This window comes from Williamsia sp. Leaf354, assembly GCF_001424365.1.
Classification (GTDB): Bacteria; Actinomycetota; Actinomycetes; order Mycobacteriales; family Mycobacteriaceae; genus Williamsia_A.
The window spans coordinates 520,428-536,914 of sequence record NZ_LMPL01000003.1; the positions used below are offsets into that span (position 1 = coordinate 520,428).

General features: G+C 69.4%; 16 protein-coding genes. 9 read left to right on the forward strand and 7 right to left on the reverse strand.

Going from position 1 to position 16,487, the window contains the following annotated elements:
- The first annotated feature begins 2 nt into the window (after positions 1–2).
- Both ASG12_RS13965 and ASG12_RS13970 read left to right on the forward strand, forming a co-directional pair.
- Complete coding sequence (locus ASG12_RS13965; protein WP_235456854.1) at positions 3–1,259, forward strand: DUF4185 domain-containing protein; 1,257 nt, start codon at positions 3–5, stop codon at positions 1,257–1,259.
- Between the two features lie 181 nt (positions 1,260–1,440).
- Entirely contained in the window at positions 1,441–2,739 is a 1,299-nt protein-coding gene (locus tag ASG12_RS13970; protein ID WP_055790497.1) for a DUF4185 domain-containing protein, read from the forward strand.
- 31 nt (positions 2,740–2,770) lie between these two features.
- Here the strand turns inward: ASG12_RS13970 and ASG12_RS22105 are convergent, their stop codons facing one another.
- From ASG12_RS22105 to ASG12_RS13995, 5 genes are read right to left on the reverse strand one after another with little or no spacing between them, the layout of a single operon-like run.
- The gene (locus ASG12_RS22105) at positions 2,771–3,289 is read right to left on the reverse strand and encodes a PASTA domain-containing protein (protein ID WP_235456856.1); all 519 of its coding nucleotides are present in this window, start codon (positions 3,287–3,289) and stop codon (positions 2,771–2,773) included.
- Between the two features lie 12 nt (positions 3,290–3,301).
- On the reverse strand, positions 3,302–3,712 hold the full coding sequence (locus tag ASG12_RS13980; RefSeq protein WP_055790500.1) for a (deoxy)nucleoside triphosphate pyrophosphohydrolase: 411 nt from the start codon (positions 3,710–3,712) through the stop codon (positions 3,302–3,304).
- Entirely contained in the window at positions 3,709–4,767 is a 1,059-nt protein-coding gene (locus ASG12_RS13985; RefSeq protein WP_055790502.1) for an ABC transporter ATP-binding protein, read from the reverse strand. The genes ASG12_RS13980 and ASG12_RS13985 overlap by 4 nt, the downstream gene beginning before the upstream one ends.
- The gene (locus ASG12_RS13990; RefSeq protein ID WP_082501983.1) at positions 4,764–6,425 is read right to left on the reverse strand and encodes an ABC transporter permease; all 1,662 of its coding nucleotides are present in this window, start codon (positions 6,423–6,425) and stop codon (positions 4,764–4,766) included. Before ASG12_RS13990 ends, ASG12_RS13985 begins: the two co-directional genes overlap by 4 nt.
- Positions 6,426–6,447: 22 nt before the next feature.
- Positions 6,448–7,449 carry a thiamine ABC transporter substrate-binding protein gene (locus ASG12_RS13995; RefSeq protein ID WP_055790504.1) on the reverse strand — a complete coding sequence of 334 codons (1,002 nt, stop codon included), beginning with the start codon at positions 7,447–7,449 and terminating at the stop codon, positions 6,448–6,450.
- A gap of 137 nt (positions 7,450–7,586) precedes the next feature.
- Here ASG12_RS13995 and ASG12_RS14000 point away from each other — a divergent pair, with 137 nt between their 5' ends.
- The 3 genes from ASG12_RS14000 (at position 7,587) to ASG12_RS14010 (ending at position 10,014) form a co-directional block, all read left to right on the forward strand.
- Entirely contained in the window at positions 7,587–7,907 is a 321-nt protein-coding gene (locus tag ASG12_RS14000) for a 4a-hydroxytetrahydrobiopterin dehydratase (protein WP_055790507.1), read from the forward strand.
- Between the two features lie 292 nt (positions 7,908–8,199).
- Entirely contained in the window at positions 8,200–8,967 is a 768-nt protein-coding gene (locus ASG12_RS14005) for an Rv1157c family protein (protein WP_055791015.1), read from the forward strand.
- A gap of 222 nt (positions 8,968–9,189) precedes the next feature.
- Positions 9,190–10,014: a hypothetical protein gene (locus tag ASG12_RS14010; RefSeq protein WP_055790510.1), complete on the forward strand. Its 825-nt coding sequence runs from the start codon at positions 9,190–9,192 to the stop codon at positions 10,012–10,014.
- A gap of 78 nt (positions 10,015–10,092) precedes the next feature.
- Here ASG12_RS14010 and ASG12_RS14015 read toward each other — a convergent pair whose 3' ends face one another.
- Complete coding sequence (locus ASG12_RS14015; protein ID WP_055790512.1) at positions 10,093–11,541, reverse strand: sugar porter family MFS transporter; 1,449 nt, start codon at positions 11,539–11,541, stop codon at positions 10,093–10,095.
- A 170-nt stretch (positions 11,542–11,711) separates the two neighbouring features.
- On the opposite strand from ASG12_RS14015, the gene ASG12_RS14020 reads away from it, so the two are divergent.
- The 4 genes from ASG12_RS14020 (at position 11,712) to ASG12_RS14035 (ending at position 14,886) form a co-directional block, all read left to right on the forward strand.
- Positions 11,712–12,281, forward strand: a complete 570-nt coding sequence (locus tag ASG12_RS14020) for an HhH-GPD-type base excision DNA repair protein (protein WP_055790516.1) — start codon at positions 11,712–11,714, stop codon at positions 12,279–12,281.
- A 78-nt stretch (positions 12,282–12,359) separates the two neighbouring features.
- Positions 12,360–13,214 carry a hypothetical protein gene (locus tag ASG12_RS14025; RefSeq protein ID WP_055790518.1) on the forward strand — a complete coding sequence of 285 codons (855 nt, stop codon included), beginning with the start codon at positions 12,360–12,362 and terminating at the stop codon, positions 13,212–13,214.
- A 50-nt stretch (positions 13,215–13,264) separates the two neighbouring features.
- Positions 13,265–13,951 carry a hypothetical protein gene (locus ASG12_RS14030; RefSeq protein WP_055790520.1) on the forward strand — a complete coding sequence of 229 codons (687 nt, stop codon included), beginning with the start codon at positions 13,265–13,267 and terminating at the stop codon, positions 13,949–13,951.
- Positions 13,948–14,886 carry a transketolase family protein gene (locus ASG12_RS14035; RefSeq protein WP_055790523.1) on the forward strand — a complete coding sequence of 313 codons (939 nt, stop codon included), beginning with the start codon at positions 13,948–13,950 and terminating at the stop codon, positions 14,884–14,886. Before ASG12_RS14030 ends, ASG12_RS14035 begins: the two co-directional genes overlap by 4 nt.
- Before the next feature lie 263 nt (positions 14,887–15,149).
- Here ASG12_RS14035 and ASG12_RS14040 read toward each other — a convergent pair whose 3' ends face one another.
- Entirely contained in the window at positions 15,150–16,460 is a 1,311-nt protein-coding gene (locus ASG12_RS14040; protein ID WP_082501985.1) for a hypothetical protein, read from the reverse strand.
- Positions 16,461–16,487: the final 27 nt, after the last annotated feature.

A 16,487-nucleotide genomic window follows, 5' to 3' on the forward strand; every position in this document is an offset into this window, starting at 1 on the left:
TCGTGCGATCACGTTCGTTTCTGGCTGTCATCACCACCGCCTGCCTGACCGCATCGCTCGCGGCGGCGATCGGCGTGGCCTCGCCGGCCTCGGCTGCCCCGTGCGGCAACAAGGGCATCTTCGGATCCAGCCTGGCGTTCGGGAGCAGTTTCGGCGGGCTCCTGGGCAGCCGTAGCGACCAGAAACCGTTGCCGCGCATCAGCACCGGCACCAGTCGCACGATCGGCTGGGTCACCGGCGCTCTGTCGAACAATCGCACCGACACCCGCTTCGGGATCTCCGGGACCGATCTCGGCATCTCGTGGAACAACGGTTCCGGCCAGACCCTCATGGCCTTCGGTGACACCTACGGCGACTGCAACGCCCCGGGTCAGCAGTGGCGCCACAACACGATCATGCGGACCACCGACACCGATCCCGACAACGGGCTCGTCATCGGCCCCGGCATCCCCGGTGACATCCGCTCGGGCGCATCGGTGTCGGCGGCCGCGCCACGTAGGGCGTCGGAGGCCGTCGGCTCGCCGGGCGTGCCCGGCGTCGCCATCACCTCCATCCCCACCGCGGCCATCGCCATCAACGGCATCCAGTTCATGAACTACATGTCGGTGCGATCGTGGGGCGCGGCCGGACGATGGGTGACCAACTACTCGGCGATCGCGGTGTCGCGCGACAACGGGCAGACGTGGACCACGGCGCCGAACACGGTGCGCCCCAATCTCCCCGCGCCGTCGCCGGGGGCCCGTGTCGTCGACGACAGCAACGGGAAGTTCCAGCAGAGCGCCTACGTCGACGGGCGCGACGGCTTCATCTACCAGTACGGCACACCCAACGGCCGTTTCGGCGCCGCCTTCCTGGCGCGCTTCCGTCCCGCGGACATCCTCGACCTCGGCAAGTACGAGTACTTCACCGGCGATCGCACGACCCCGTGGTCACCGGACAAGACGAAGTCGAACTCGGTGGTGCGCGAGCCGGTCGGCGAGCTGTCGGTGGCGTGGAACGCCCGGATCGGGCGCTTCATCATGCTCACCGGCGACGAGAACCGCGGATCGATCACCCTGCGCACCTCGCGGACACCGCAGGGCCCGTGGAGCGGCCCGACCACGCTGCTCACCTCGCAGCAGCTCAGCGGCGTGTACGCCCCGTACATCTACGCCGGGACCTCGCCGGACAGCCCGTACCTCTACTTCACGGCGTCACGGTGGCAGGACTACAACGTGATGATGATGCGGACCGATCTCTCGCTCATCCGGGTGCCCTGACCGATCCCCCCGCGGCCGTAACGATCCGATGACCGTTCGGCCGCAAACCGATCCTGGGTTCCCGCTGCCGTACGGATGTCGGGGATAGTCGGCGGGTAAACCCCATCCGCCTCATCAGTCACACACGCACCACGATCGGTGTCGGCTTGTGGCCTGGGGACCCCGCCTCTCGAGGAGCGTCATGCCCGTCCTGCGCCGCAGTGCTGTCCTGTTGACCACCGTCTGCACTGCTGCGGCGACGCTGGCCGGGGTCGGGTTGGCCGGCACCGCGTCGGCGGCGCCGTGCGGCAACGCCGGACTGCTCGGATCGAGCCCGCTGGGCAACGCCATCGGCAACGCGTTCGGCAGTTTCGGCAGCAGCGGCGGCCCTCTGTTGGGCAAGAGCAGCTCGCAGGGACCGCTGCCGACGGTGAGCGGCGGCAACACCACACCGGTCGCGTGGGTGACCGGGGCGAAGTCCCCCAACAACACCGAGGCGCGCTTCGGTATCTCCGGCACCGACCTCGGGATCTCCTGGGACAACGGCACGGGTCAGACCCTCATGGCCTTCGGTGACACGTTCGGCAACTGCAACGCCGCCGGCCAGCAGTGGCGCCACAACCTGATCCTGCGCACCACCGACACCAACCCGGCCGACGGCGTGACCATCGGCAACGGCGTCCCCGGCGACGTCCGCTCGGGCGCCGTGGTGGGTTCGGGCGCACCCACTTTCGCGACCGAGTCGATCCCCGCGCTCGAGATCGCGGGGGTCGAGGTGACCACCATCCCGACCGCGGCGATCGCGATCGACGGCAAGCAGTACATGAACTACATGTCGGTGCGGCAGTGGGGCGGGCCGGGGCGGTGGGTCACCAACTCGTCGGCCATCGCGGTCTCGAGCGACAACGGGCAGACATGGGCGACACAACCGCAGACGGTGCGCCTGAATCTCCCGGTCACCGTTCCGGGGGTCGAGCAGGTCGACGACAGCAACGGCAAGTACCAACAGAACGCGTACCTCCGCGGGCACGACGACCCGTACATCTACCAGTACGGGACACCCAACGGCCGCTTCGGTGCCGCGTTCCTCTGTCGATTCCTGCCCGGGAACATCCTCGATCTGAGCAAGTACCAGTACTACACCGGCGACAGCGACCCCACCAAGACGTGGTCGCCCGACACCACGAAGTCGAAAGCCGTTGTCACCGAACCGGTCAGCGAGCTGTCGGTGGCGTGGAACAACCGCCTCAAGCGCTACGTGATGCTGTACGGCAACGAGACCACCGGCAACCTCGTGATGCGTACCGCGACGGCACCGCAGGGACCGTTCAGCGCACCGACCACCCTGCTCACCAGCCAACAGCTCGGCGGGGTGTACGCGCCGTACATCTATCCCTCGAACGGCGGCAACGACCAGTACCTGTACTTCACCGCCTCGCGGTGGCTCGACTACAACGTCCTGATGATGCGCACCGACCTGTCGCAGATCCCCGTCGGCTGAACCGACGCCGCCCGTTCGGCGACAACCGTTCCTAGCAGGGGTTGGGCTCGTCGGTCTTGACCACCGACAGGACCGCGTCGCCCTCGCCGATGCGTGCACCGGCCGCCGGTGACTGCGCGACGACGATCCAGTTGCGGTCGAAGATCTGCGCGCGCCCGGCCCCGGTCGCGTCGCGGCTCCGGGAGTAGAAGACACCGCTGCGCTGGATGAGATCCTGGGCCGCCTGCAGATTCATGCACACCACCTGCGGCATGATCCCCTCGCCGGATGCCGCGGTCGTCGACCGTGGGACGTCGGTGGTCGACGATGTGGGGGTCGACGACGGTGCGGTCGAGGTGGTGCTCGGCGCGACGGTGACCGTCACCGGCGGTGCGGCGACCGGGTCGTCGGATCCGCCCGTCCCCACCACGACGGCGATCACGATGACGAGCAGGATCACCGCCGCTCCCAGGATGATCCAGGCACCGGTGTTCGGCGACCGGCTCGGGGGTTTCGCGAACGGATCGGTGTCGTCGCCGGGCTCGAATCCACGTGTCGGGGGCAGGGACATGGTCGGTGATCCTTACTGGGCGTCGGGCGCGTCGAGGAGCGCGAGGAGGTCGGGCAGCCACGCGGTGTCGGCGGGGACCACCGCCCCGGTGTCGGCGAGGGCACGTAGTCCGTCGGCGTCGACCCACCGGACGGCGAGATGTTCGGTCGCCGTGGGTGTCCCGTCGCGGAGCACACAGCGCATCGCGATCAGGTCGACACCCGGCGCCACCTCGACGCGACCGCCCATCGTCTCGTGGACGGTCACCTCGATGCCGAGTTCCTCGACCAGTTCGCGGGCCAGTGCCTCCTGCGGCGACTCCCCCGGCTCCACCTTGCCGCCGGGCAGCTCCCACAACCCCGCGAGCTCCGGCGGTCGCGAGCGCTGCGCGACGAGCAACCGCGGTCCGTCGATCACCGCGCCGGCCACGACCGTGCGGGTCATCCGATCACCGCGACACGGTCGGGATCGATGGCGACTCCGACGGTCTCGCCCACCGTCACCGCGAGTGTGGACACCGCCGACACGATCGACCCGTCGTCGAGGGCGACCGACAGGAGATGCTCCTCGGGCAACGCCGCGACACTGCGCACGATCGCATGTACTCCGCGCTCCTCGCCGCACACCACCACCGATCGAGGTCGCAGACCCACGACGACCTCCCCGCCCGCAGTGTCGGATCCGGCGTCGAGCAGTCGCTCGGCGAGGGCGACGGTCCCCAGCACGGTCTGCACCGTCGCCGAACCGGAGTCGGCGTCGTGCACGAGGTGCCCACCGATCACCGTGGTGCACCCGACGAACCGGGCCACCCACTCGTCGACCGGCCGGCGCCAGATCGTCTCGGGCGCACCGGATTGCACGATGCGACCCTCCGACATGACCGCGATCCGGTCGGCGATGACGGCGGCCTCCTGGTGGTCGTGTGTCACGAGGATCGCCGGGGTCCCGGCGGCGCGCAGGATCTCCGCGATCTCGACGGCGAGCCGTTCACGCAGTCGGCGGTCGAGCGAGGAGAGCGGTTCGTCGAGCAGCAGCAGCCGTGGTCGCGGCGCCAGTGCGCGGGCCAGCGCGACACGTTGGGCCTGCCCGCCGGACAACTCGGTCACCGCGCGGTCAGCGAGACCGTCGAGCCCGACGAGGTCGAGCAGTTCGGCGACCCGCTCGGCCGTCGCCGCGCGGGACCACCGGCGCGCGCGCAGCCCGTACGCGATGTTCTGTCCGACCGTGCGTCCCGGCAGCAACTGACCGTCCTGGAAGACGACACCGAAGTCACGCCGGTGGGTCGGTATCTCCGCGAGATCGACGCCGTCGAAACGCACACTGCCGCCGGCGATCGGTTCGATTCCCGCGATGGCCCGGATGAGCGTCGATTTCCCGCACCCCGACGGGCCCAGCAGAGCCGTCACCGGCGCGTCGACGGTGCCGATGTCGAGGTCGATGTCGTCGATGACCACCTCGCCGTCGTAGGTCACGCGCAGCGAACGCACCTCGAGCGTCACAGGTCACCGCCCGAGACGGTGCGGAACGACTCCATCACGACCACGGCGATCGCGGTGGCCGCGATCATGAGCACCGAGCACGCCATCGCGGTGGCGAGGTTGTCGGCGCCGGGCCGGTTGAGCGCCGAGCCGATCAGCACCGGCAGCGTGGTGGTGCCCGGCCGGGCGAGGAACCCCGTCGCCCCGAACTCGCCGACGGCGATGATGAAGGCGAACGCCCCCGACGCCGCCAGCGGACGCCAGATGAGCGGTAGGTCGACCGTGCGCCACACCCGCCACGGTCCGGCACCCAGGGTGGCCGCCGCGTGGCGCAGGCGTGGCGGGATCGCCGCGAGCGCGGGGGCGATCACACGGATCACCACCGGCACCGCGATGAGTGCCTGCACGGCGGGGATGAGCCCCGGCCACGATGCGACATCGGCGGGCAGCGAGGCGAGCACGATGAGATAGCCGAAACCGACGGTCACCGCGCTCACACCGAGCGGGACCAGGGCGAGCGCCGACCCCACCGTGGCTGCCGTCCCGCGGGCGCGTTGCAGTGCGATCGCCGCGAGCAGGCCGATCGCCACCGACAGCACCATCGCCCAGAGAGCACTGACGACGCTGTACTGCAGTGTCTGCAGGGGTGTCTGACCGTTGACCGCGCGACTCAGCGACCGATAGCCCGACAGCGTCCACTCCCCTCCCGCGGTGGGACGCAGCGATCGGATCACCACCACCGACAGCGGTCCGGCCAGGACGACCACCGCCCACACCGCGACGAGAGCGGCCATCACCCGCGACCCGCGGCCGCGGACACGCGCCGCGGCCTCACGCGCGACGACCGCGACGGTCCGCGGTGTCAGCAACCCGGAGATCGCGACGACGACGATCACCACGACGATCTGCAGCAGCGACAGGGTCACCGCCGCGGGGAGGTCGAAGTAACCGATCGCCTGGGTGTAGACGGCGGTCTCGATGGTCTGCCAGCGGCCGTTGCCGAGGATGAGGACCACACCGAAACTGGTGGAGCAGAAGAGGAACACCAGCGCCGACGCGGACAGGATCGGGACGATCAGACGCGGCAGCACCACGGTGGTGAAGGCGCGCCACGGGGTGGCGCCGAGGGTGCGGGCGGCGAGCTCGGCGCGAGGGTCCAGGGTGCGCCACGCCGACCCGACCACGCGCACCACCACAGCGATGTTGAGGAAGGCGTGGGCGGCGAGGATCGAGGCGACGCTGCCGTCGAGGCCGAGACCCGACAGCGGCCCACCCGGGGAGACGATGGCGCGAAAGGCCATGCCCACCACCACCGTCGGCAGTACGAACGGGATGGTCACCCCGACCATCAGCACGGTCGAGGTGCGGGAGCTGCAGGTGGCGACCAACCAGATGATCGGTGCCGCGACCACGAGGGTCAGCAGCGTCGAGCCCGCAGCCTGGGCGAGGGTGAACCCGAGCAGACCCCAGGCGTCGGTGCGCCGGGCCAGGTCGAGCAGTCCCTCGCCGTCGGACACGCCGACCGCGCGGACGACCAACGCGCCGACCGGCCACACGAAGAAGACGCCGATGAAGGCCAGGGGGATGACGGTCAGGATCGCGACGACCCGGCGGTGGCCGGTGTCACGCGTCCCGCCGCGGCGGCGCCGGACCGGTCGCAGCCGTCCCGCGCCGGTCACCGCGTTCGCGGTGGCCGTGACGTCAGCGCCCCAGGATCGTGCGCCACTGCTTCTGCCAGTCCTCGCGGTTTCGTGCGATCGAGGCCGCCGACAGGTCCACCGTCGAGGTGGGCAACGGTGCGTACTTCTGCCACGTCTCGGGCAGCGTGACGCCGTCGCGGACGGGGTAGACGTACATCGAGTCCGGCAGCGCCTGCTGTACCTGCGGGCTCAGCATGAAATCGACCAGTTTCTTCGCCCCGTCGGTGTTGGCCGCGCCCTTCAGCACGCCCACGTACTCGACCTGGCGGAAGCAGCCGTCGAGGAGAGCCTTCGTCGCGGGGTTCGCCGCGGGCGACGATGCGTACGACACGACGATCGGCTTGGGGCCCTTGCCCTCGCCGCCGGAGAACTGCTGGTTGTACCCGATCTCCCACCCCGACACGACGGTGACGTCGTTGGCACGCATGGCACGCCAGTAGTCCTGCCAGTTCGACGGGTTGGCGGCGATCGTGGCGAGGAGGAATCCCATGCCCGGCGAGGAGGTCGCGGGATCCATCACCACGGTGTCGCCGCGGTACCGGGCGTCGGTGAGCTGGTCGATCGAGGTGGGGGCGGGGATGTTGCGCTGGGAGAACCACGCGGTGTCGACGTTGACGCAGACGTCGCCGCGATCGACCGGTGTCAGTTCGTCCTTGCCGCCGGTCAGTGCGTACTGCGCGGCACCGCCGACCAGCGCCGGTGACCGGTAGGGCTCCAGGGCGTCGGCGTCGACGGCGCGCGAGGCGAAGGTGTTGTCGATGCCGTAGACGGCGTCGGCCTTGGGGCGCCCGGGGGTCAGCGACACCTCCGAGGTCAGCTGTCCCGCGTCGCCCGACTGCGACACCTTCAGCTCGAGCCCCGTCTGCTTGCGGAAGTCGGCGATCACCGAGTCCGGCAACGAGAAGGAGTCGTGCGTGAGCAGTGTGACCGACGCCGTCGAGTCGGAGTCACCGCACGCGGTCGCCATCGACGCGGTCAGCGCCGCACCCAGTACCACGATCATCGCCCTGCGACCCCACCGCTGCACCCCGACCGACCTCCTCCACCCGCCAGCGCTCCGGACACGGCGTCCGAGCGCGGAGTTGTTCTCCCGCGATCTAACCAGCCCGCTGCAGGCGGGGCGGGGTGCACCATGGGTCCATGGCATCCGACGACTCCGCAACCGGACCTCGACCGCTCGATCCCGACGAGATCGACGCGGCGCGCCCGACCCTGCCCCTGTGGGAGTGGGGCGACGGCGTGATCCGACGGTCGGTCGAGGCACCGTCGTTCCCCGCGGCGATCGATTTCGTGCGGCGGGTGGCCGAGGTGGCCGAGCGCCGCGACCACCATCCCGACATCGACATCCGCTGGCGCACGGTGACCCTGGCCCTGAGCACGCACTCCGCGGGCGGATTGACCGTTCTCGACCTGGAATCGGCGCGGGAATACGACTCCCTCGCGCCGGAGCCGAGTGTCTGAACTGCCGGTGTCGATCGTGTGTGCGGCGCGTAACAATCGCATCACCAGTCACATGAGTCACTCCGGTATCACGCTATGGTCCCTGGACGGTTGTCGACACGCGGTGACCGCCTAGACTCACCCGCGGCGCCCCTCGAGGTCGCCGACGGGGACGACAAGATTCGACGGCGACCACGGTTGTGTCGCCACAGACGGGAAGTACCACGCTGTGAAGGGTGTTCTAGTGCGAAACGCAGGCGCGCGTCCCGGGTCGTTGACCCGCCGGGCCGTCTCCACCACGGCATTCGCCGTGATGACCGCCCTGGCCGCACCGGCGATCGCCACTGCCGCGCCGGTCGCCGCGCCTCCGGCCGTCGCCGCGCCGAAGGTCGACCAGCAGACCCTCGACTCGGTGGGCGCCTTCTTCCCCGCGATCATCGGATCGGTCGCCACCCCCGGTCCCGACGGCAAGGCCAACCCGGCCCTGATCTCGCAGGCCACCGCGCTCGCGACCGCCAAGGGCGTGCCCCCGCAGGTCGGGGCCATCTGGGACCAGGTCGTCGGATTCCTGAACAACACCACCAAGCCGTCGCAGGTCGCCAAGGTCGCCGCCGCGAACAACAAGGCCGCGAACAACGACCCCATCATCCCGACGGGCCCGAACGCCCCGAAGATCCAGCAGTTCCTCTACCCCACCATCGGTTTCGGTTGCACCCCCGCCGGGAACTCGGTCGGCACCGCACTGGTGACCGCAGGCCCGCAGGCCGCCCCGGCTCCGGGGCCCGCGCGCGGCCAGGCCGGCTACGTCTACACCAGCCTGGGCACCGGCCCCGCCGTCGACAACGCACGCAACCCGCTGATCGCGATCTGGATCAACATCGACACCGGCAGGACCGGGCAGATCAACCTCAAGCGCAACGCGAAGATCAACGCCGTCAACGGTCCCGGCACCTTCACGGCCATCGCGAACACCGGTCGGGGTCGCGTCCTCTCCGCCATCTACGGCGCGGTGACGACGAAGAACAACAACCGCGTGAACAGCTGCACCATCGTGCCGACCGTGGGCCTGTCCTACATCTGACCCGGCGCTCGACGAGCTCGCATTCACCCGCCACGGCACACGCCGTCGGCGGGTGAATTCGTCTGCGCACCATCACCAAACGCGATTCGGTCCCGGTCGCGTCTCATCTCGATCACGTGCATTGCGGCTCGCGGACGCCCGTGCGAATGTTCACTCGTACCCCCCTGGCCACTTCTGTCACAGAGCTCGGCGCGTCGACCGACGACCTCGCCGGGACCGGCCATGAGCTTCGAGGAGCCCGATCCCATGCCGATCACCACCCGCGCGCGCCGCGCATCTCTGCGCACCGGTGTCGCCGCCACGATCAGTGCCGCGGCCATCGCCGTCGCGGCCGCCCCGGCGGGCGCCGCCCCCACCACCACCGTCCCGGCCGGCCAGAGCGCGCCCATCGACTCGGTCGCCGCGGCCGCGCTGTCGGCGTTGACCGGCAACTCCACCGCGACCCAGCAGCAGACCCCGACCGCATCGGGTCAGGACATCGGCGCCCTTCTCGCCCAGGCCAACGACACCCTGCGCAAACTCGGCATCCAGCCGTTCCTCAACCCGTCGGTGGCGTTCAACTGCGTCGCGCCGACGTCGACCAACCCGTTCGGTCTGGCACCCGCCGTGGGCGGCGCGGTCGCCGGGCCGTACTCGGCTCCGGGGCTCCCGGCGCTGCCGATGATCAACGGGATCGATCCGAACATCGTGAAGAGTGGCGAGACGCTCTACGGCTTCGTGCCCGCCGGCATCACCCCCGACGCGAACACCGCGGGCATGCAGGTCGCCTGGTTCAACATCAACTCCGGCAAGGGCGGTTTCGCCCAGATGGGTGACGCGTCGCAGACGATCATCGACCGCTACCTCGCGGGTGTCCCGGCCGGACCGATCCGCGACGTCGCCGTCGCCACGGTGAAGACCGTGCTCACCACCATCGCGCCCGCCGGCACCCGGCTCGCCCCGGTCGCCACCGGCAAGGGCACCGTCCTCTCGGCGGTGTTCGGAACGGTGAACAGCGGCGGCCGCAGCTGCTTCTTCCTGCCGATGGTGGGCATCACGAACGCCTGACGCACACCGATCCGACGACGACGGCCGGTCGAGGGAATCCCCTCGGCCGGCCGTTGTCGTGTGATGTCCGGATGCGGGTCAGGAGACCTCGGTCGGGATCGTCTTCCCGCTGCGCAGGTCGCCCATGTCCTCGAGCTCCATGCCGTTGGTCTCGGGCACCTTGAACTGCACGTAGAAGTACGAGATCGCCGCACACAGGGCGAAGAACCCGTAGACGTACGCCAGGCCCAGGGTCTCGCTCAGCTGCGGGAACAGCAGCGAGATCGCGAAGTTGGCGATCCAGTTCATGGCGGTGCAGACGCCGAGCGCGACACCGCGAATGCGGTTGGGGAACATCTCGCCGAGCATCACCCACATGACCGGGCCCCACGTCGCGGCGAAGGCGACCACGAAGAGGTTGGCACCGATCAGGGCGAGGGTGCCGTAGGTGTCGGGCAGGGTGACCGAGTCACCCGAGCCCTGCTGCTGGGTGAACGCGATCGCCGCGAGCACCAGCCCGATGAACATGCCGACCGAGCCGATCTTCAGCAGACGTCGGCGCCCGATGCGGTCGACGAACAGGATCGCGCCGAAGGTCATCACGACGTTGATGACACCGGTGATCACCGACGTCTTGAACGACTCGCTCTCGGAGAAGCCGACCGACTGCCACAGGGTGGTCGAGTAGTAGAAGATCGCGTTGATCCCGACGAACTGCTGCAGCACGGCGATCCAGATGCCCACCCACACCAGGGGGTGCAGACCGAACGACGGTCCGCGGATGTCCTTCAGAGACACGTTCGATTCGCGCTTGAGCGTCAACCGGATCTCCTTGACCCGGTTGAGCGGATCCTTCTCACCGGTCACATCGCGCAGGATGCGGGCGGCCTCCTCGTCGAGATTGTTGCCGACGAGGTAGCGCGGTGACTCCGGGATCATCAGGGCGAGGACGCCGTAGACGATGGCCGGGATGACGCCGACGAAGAACATCCAGCGCCACGCCTCGATGCCGAACCACAGATCGTTGGCCGCGCCACCGGCACTGTCCTGCAGCAGCGAGTCCGAGAGCAGGGCGATGAAGATGCCGATGGTGATGGCGAGCTGCTGCATCGAGCCGAGCGCGCCGCGGAACTTCGCGGGCGCGATCTCGGCGATGTAGGCGGGCGCGATCACCGAGGCGATACCGATGCCGAGGCCGCCGAGGATGCGCCAGACGATCAGATCCGGGACGCTCCAGGCGAATCCGGTTCCGATCGAGGAGATGGTGAACAGGAACGAGCCCACCAGCATCACCGGTTTGCGGCCCCATTTGTCGGCGAGGCGACCGGCGAACCACGCGCCGAGCGCGCAGCCGAGCAGCGCCACGGCGACGGCGAAACCCTTGAAGAACTCGCCGAGCTCGAAGTGTGACCCGATGGAGTCGACGGCGCCGTTGACGACCGAACTGTCGAATCCGAAGAGAAAGCCGCCGACCGCTGCGGCGACGGTGACGCCGATGACCTTGGCGACGTGCTGGTCTTGTCTGGTGTCCGGAGCCGTTGCGCTCACCTGACCACCCCGATCTGCCTCGTGGAGAGTGGAATCGGCGCCGAGGATCCCGTCGGAGGGAGCACCCTGCGCCGGGAGGAACGCTACTCCCCGAACACCCCGCCGAGTCGGGGATCGGCGCAGGTGTCGCGCGGCAGACCGGTGCGGCGGCAAAAGTTAGACTCCCCGACATGGTCACACTGCAGATCGCCCAGGACCCGGCCGCCGACGAGCTGTTGTCGAACGATCCCTTCGCCCTGTTGGCCGGCATGCTGCTCGATCAGCAGTTCCCGATGGAACGGGCGTTCGCCGGGCCGGCGAAGGTCCTCGACCGTTTCGGCACGCTCGACCCGGAGAAGATCGCGACGGCCGATCCCGACGCGTTCGCCGACCTGTGTGCCACTCCCCCGGCGATCCACCGCTACGGGCGGTCGATGGCCAAGCGTCTACAGGACCTGGCGAACGTGATCGTCGCCGAATACGACGGCGACACCACGCGCATCTGGACCGAGGCCACGAGCGGCGCCGATCTGGTGAAGCGGATCAACGCACTACCCGGATTCGGTGAGCAGAAGGCCAAGATCTTCACCGCCCTGCTGGCCAAGCAGCTCGACGTCAAGCCCAAGGGCTGGACGACCGCGGTCGGCGACTACGGAAAGAAGGGATTCCGCTCGGTCGCCGACGTCGTCGACGAGGAGTCGCTGAACAAGGTCCGGGCCTTCAAGAAAGAGCAGAAGGCCAAGGCGAAGTCGGAGGCCTGAGCGCGCGCTTCCGCGTGCCCGGCACAGGAACCCCCTGATGAGTTCTCCGTCACACCGCTATGGCATAACCTGTCATTCATGGATGTGAGAGTCGGTTACACGCTGCCGTTCAAGGTCGGCTTCGCCGTGACCGGTGTGGCACTGGCCGCGGTCGAGTCGAGCGTGACCATCGCACGCCTGACCTTCGAGAACGTCGCCCACGAGGTCAACAACGTCTTCGGCGTCGAGGACACCACCAACTTCTCGGCACGGACGCCGCTCGCCCTCATCGGGCAGATCGCGGAGATGCTCGGACCCGACCGGCCGATCGGCAAGATGCTGGCGCAGGACGGCGCTCTCGACCGCCTGCTGTCGCCCGGCGGCGTCGTCGATCGGCTCACCGAGGCCGACGGCTCACTCGAACGCCTCACCGCCCGCGACGGTCTCCTCGACCAGATGGCCGAGGAGGACGGGATCCTCATCCGCCTGGCCTCCAAGGGCGGACCGCTGGATCGTCTGTCCCGTAAGGGGGGCGTGATCGACCAGTTCACCGAGAACGAGGGCATCCTCGAACGCCTCACCGGCGAGGGCGGGGTGGTCGACAAGCTGACCGCCGAGAACGGGCTGCTCAACAAGATGACCGAGACCGGCGGCATCATCGACCGACTCGTCGACGACGGCGGGCTCCTCGATCAGCTCGTCGGCGAGGGCGGCGCCGTCGAGCGCGCGATCGCCCCGGGCGGCACCATCGACCGCATCACCGAACTGACCGAGGTCATCAGCCAACTCGCCCCCAGCATCGTCGCGATCCAGGAGACGGTGCACGAACTGCGCGACGCCGTCGACGTGCTGAACAACGCGGTCACCCCGCTGTCCGACCTCGCGGGCCGCCTGCCCAAGCGCCTCGTCCGCGGCAACGGCAAGCAGGGCGAACTCAACGGGCACCAGCACTGAACGACACCGACGCTTGACCTGAACAAAGGTCGAGGTTGCATCGTGGTCGCATGACCACTTCGACACCCCTGGGTCGCCGGGATCTGGCCTCGCTGATGGCGCGGATGACCGGCGACGAGAAACACGACGCAGCCGCTCTGTCCACCCTCGACGTGGTGTGGACGCTCTACCACCACGTCCTCGACATCTCCCCCGACCGTCTCGACGATCCCGATCGCGACCGGTTCTATCTGTCCAAAGGCCATGGGCCCATGGCGTTCTACGCGACGCTGGCCGCACACGGCTACTTCCCGGTCGAGTGGCTCGATCACTGGACATCAATCGACTCCCCGCTCGGCGCCCACCCCGACCGGGCGCTGATCCCCGGATGCGAGATCTCCTCGGGATCGCTCGGCCACGGTCTGCCGCTGGCCGTGGGCACCGCACTCGCGTTGCGTGCGCGCCGGAGTCGTGCGCGTGTGTTCGTCCTCGTCGGTGACGCCGAACTCGACGAGGGCTCCAACGACGAGGCCATCGCCTTCGCCGGCGCCATCGGGCTCGACGGTCTGACCGTCATCGTCATCGACAACGCCTCGGCGACCCGTCGCCGGCCACATCGCCTCGCGGCGCGGTTCGCGCTGGAATCGTGGTCGACCGCCGAGATCGACGGTCACGATCCGACCGCGATCCTCGGCGCGCTGCAGCCGTCCGAGCCGGGTCCGCGGGCGGTCGTCGCGAGGGTGGAGGCGAAGTCATGACCGATCCACGAACCCGCTTCGCGGACACCGCCGTCGACCTCGTCGATCGCGATCCCGAGACCGCACTCGTCTACGCCGAGATCGGCGGACAGTTCTTCGGCGGCGCAGCCGAGCGCCACCCCGACCGCGTCGTCAACGTCGGCATCCGCGAGCAGCTCCTGGTGAACGTGGGTGCCGGGATGTCCCTGGCCGGCATGTTCCCGATCGTGCACACCTTCGCGCCGTTCCTCGTCGAACGCGCCTACGAGCAGATCAAACTGGGATTCGGCCACCAGGACGTCGACGGACTGCTGGTCTCGACGGGCGGATCGGTCGACATGTCGACCACCGGACGCACCCATCAGACCGACGCCGACGTCGCCCTGATCGACGCAATCCCCGGCGTCTCGATCCACGTACCGGGCACCGCCGCCGAGGTCGAGGCGGTGATGCGTGCGGCCCACCAGCAAAGGGGCCGACACTACGTTCGCGTGACGGCACAGCAGAACTCGACGACCTTCGACGTCGCCGACGGACGCCTGCACATCGCGCGGCCCGGATCGTCGAATCTCGTGATCCTCGCCGTCGGCCCCACTCTCGACGCCGCACTGGCCGCCGCGACGGAGATCGCTCACACCGAGGGCATCGAGGCGACCGTCTGCTACACCGCGACCGTCCGCCCCCTCGACACCGACGGGTTGTCGAGAGCACTGGCGCACACCACATCCGGCGAACACCCCGATGTCGTGGTGGTCGAGCCATACCTGGCCGGCACGTCGGCGCACGTCGTGTCGAACGCCCTCCTCGACCGGCCGCACCGACTCCTGTCGCTGGGTCACGGCCGCGCCGAACGTCGGCTCTACGGAACCCCCGAGCAGCACCTGCAGGTCTCCGGGCTCGACGCGACAGGCATCGCTCGATCCGTCCGCGCCCTCATCAGGGCACACGCGGCGTAGCGTGAACGGCACACGCCCGCGACGGGAGATCCACATGGGACAACCGATACCTGCGCCTTCGCCACCGGAACCGCCGGATCCCGGCCCGCCGATACCGACGCCCGTGCCCGAGCCCGGCCCCCCGATGCCGGATCCTCCTGCGCCCACTCCTCCTGCGCCCACTCCCCCTGCGCCCACTCCCCCTGGGCCCACTCCCCCTGCTCCGCCTTCCCCGGGGCCGACGCCGGATCCGGCTCGGCCGACGGTGATCTGACCGACGTGGTCTAGGCGTTCAGTCGCGCGGCCAGACGATCCCGGTAGGCGTCGACGTCGGCGAGACCGGTCGGTGACGAACAGATCGAGATCACCACGCGGTCACCGATGCCGTGGACGCCGTGCGTCAGCGTCTGCATCGGCGACAGCGCCGGGAAACCCGTCGTGAACACCACGCGCCCGCCGCCGAGAACGAGGTCGGCGGCTCCGCGGTGCACGCTGGACACCACGACGTTGCCGGTCATCGTGTCGGGAACGACGTCGGCGTCGAAACCCGCCACACCCCAACGGATCACTGCCGCCGGTACCGACGCCATGGCTCGCGACTCGGCCACGGTCGCGGGGTGGGCGGCGCGTTCCACCGCCGCGGCGACCTCGTCACCGATACGTCGCGCACGAACGGCGCGGTCGGACTCGGTGATCCACAGATCGATTCCCGCGTTGCGGAAGTGGTTGCGCGCCAGACGGACACCGGGTTTGGCGATGGTGATCTCCGCGCGCAGACCGCCCGACGGGTCGACGTCGAGGTGCTCGGACAGGGCCTCGGAGATCACCACCAGGGCGCCGCGGGTCACCGATCCACCGATGTCCCGCAACGTATCGCGGTCGGTGTGGACCGTGCGCAGCTCACGGCGGTGGTCGGGTCGGGTGTTGACGGCCACCAACCGACCGCCGGCGGGGGCGGCCGACACCCGACCCGCGGCGATGTCGTGCTCGCGCCGGCGATGCGCACGGTGGGCACCGACGGCGGCCACGACCAGACGAACTGCGCGTACCGGCACCGAGACCACCGCTCGCGCGGCCGCCTTCGTGGGCGAGAAGGTGCGGACGTCCCGTACGGACACGAGGGGGTCCGATCCGAACAGTCGTCGTGCGATGTCGGAGGCGAGCGCGCCGTCGGCCAGGGCGTGCGCGATCTGCAGCACCGCGACGACCGCGGGGCCGTCCACCCCGGGGGCATCGGCGATCGGATCGAACAGATGCACTCGCCAGCCGTGGTCGCGGAGGTCGATCTGGTCCGCCATCTCCGCACCCAGGATGCGTAGACAGTCGTCCCATCCCCGCGCCCGATGCCGTCGCAGCTGCCGCGTCGACACCGGCGCGTGCACCCAGTAGGGGAAGTCCAGGCCGCGGGGCACCTCGGCGATCCGCACCGTCAGATCGTCGATCTCCGCCGCGCGCTCGAGAAGGTCCGGCCCGATCTCCTCGATCGAGGCGCCGCTTCCCGCACCGCGGTCGAAACAGTAGAGCAGGAACTGGTCGCTGGGGATCGTGGCCGACATCCAGTACGCCTGGGCGTCGGTCGCGGTCATCAACTCCACGCGCCGCACGCTAGCAGCGCGGTGAAC

Bases quoted from the DNA above. Each gene is read 5' to 3' on its own strand.
- ASG12_RS13970 (WP_055790497.1), top strand. From the start codon at position 1,441: ATGCCCGTCCTGCGCCGCAGTGCTGTCCTGTTGACCACCGTCTGCACT.
- ASG12_RS22105 (WP_235456856.1), bottom strand. From the start codon at position 3,289: ATGTCCCTGCCCCCGACACGTGGATTCGAGCCCGGCGACGACACCGAT.
- ASG12_RS13980 (WP_055790500.1), bottom strand. From the start codon at position 3,712: ATGACCCGCACGGTCGTGGCCGGCGCGGTGATCGACGGACCGCGGTTG.
- ASG12_RS13995 (WP_055790504.1), bottom strand. From the start codon at position 7,449: ATGATCGTGGTACTGGGTGCGGCGCTGACCGCGTCGATGGCGACCGCG.
- ASG12_RS14000 (WP_055790507.1), top strand. From the start codon at position 7,587: ATGGCATCCGACGACTCCGCAACCGGACCTCGACCGCTCGATCCCGAC.
- ASG12_RS14005 (WP_055791015.1), top strand. From the start codon at position 8,200: ATGACCGCCCTGGCCGCACCGGCGATCGCCACTGCCGCGCCGGTCGCC.
- ASG12_RS14010 (WP_055790510.1), top strand. From the start codon at position 9,190: ATGAGCTTCGAGGAGCCCGATCCCATGCCGATCACCACCCGCGCGCGC.
- ASG12_RS14020 (WP_055790516.1), top strand. From the start codon at position 11,712: ATGGTCACACTGCAGATCGCCCAGGACCCGGCCGCCGACGAGCTGTTG.
- ASG12_RS14025 (WP_055790518.1), top strand. From the start codon at position 12,360: ATGGATGTGAGAGTCGGTTACACGCTGCCGTTCAAGGTCGGCTTCGCC.
- ASG12_RS14030 (WP_055790520.1), top strand. From the start codon at position 13,265: ATGACCACTTCGACACCCCTGGGTCGCCGGGATCTGGCCTCGCTGATG.
- ASG12_RS14035 (WP_055790523.1), top strand. From the start codon at position 13,948: ATGACCGATCCACGAACCCGCTTCGCGGACACCGCCGTCGACCTCGTC.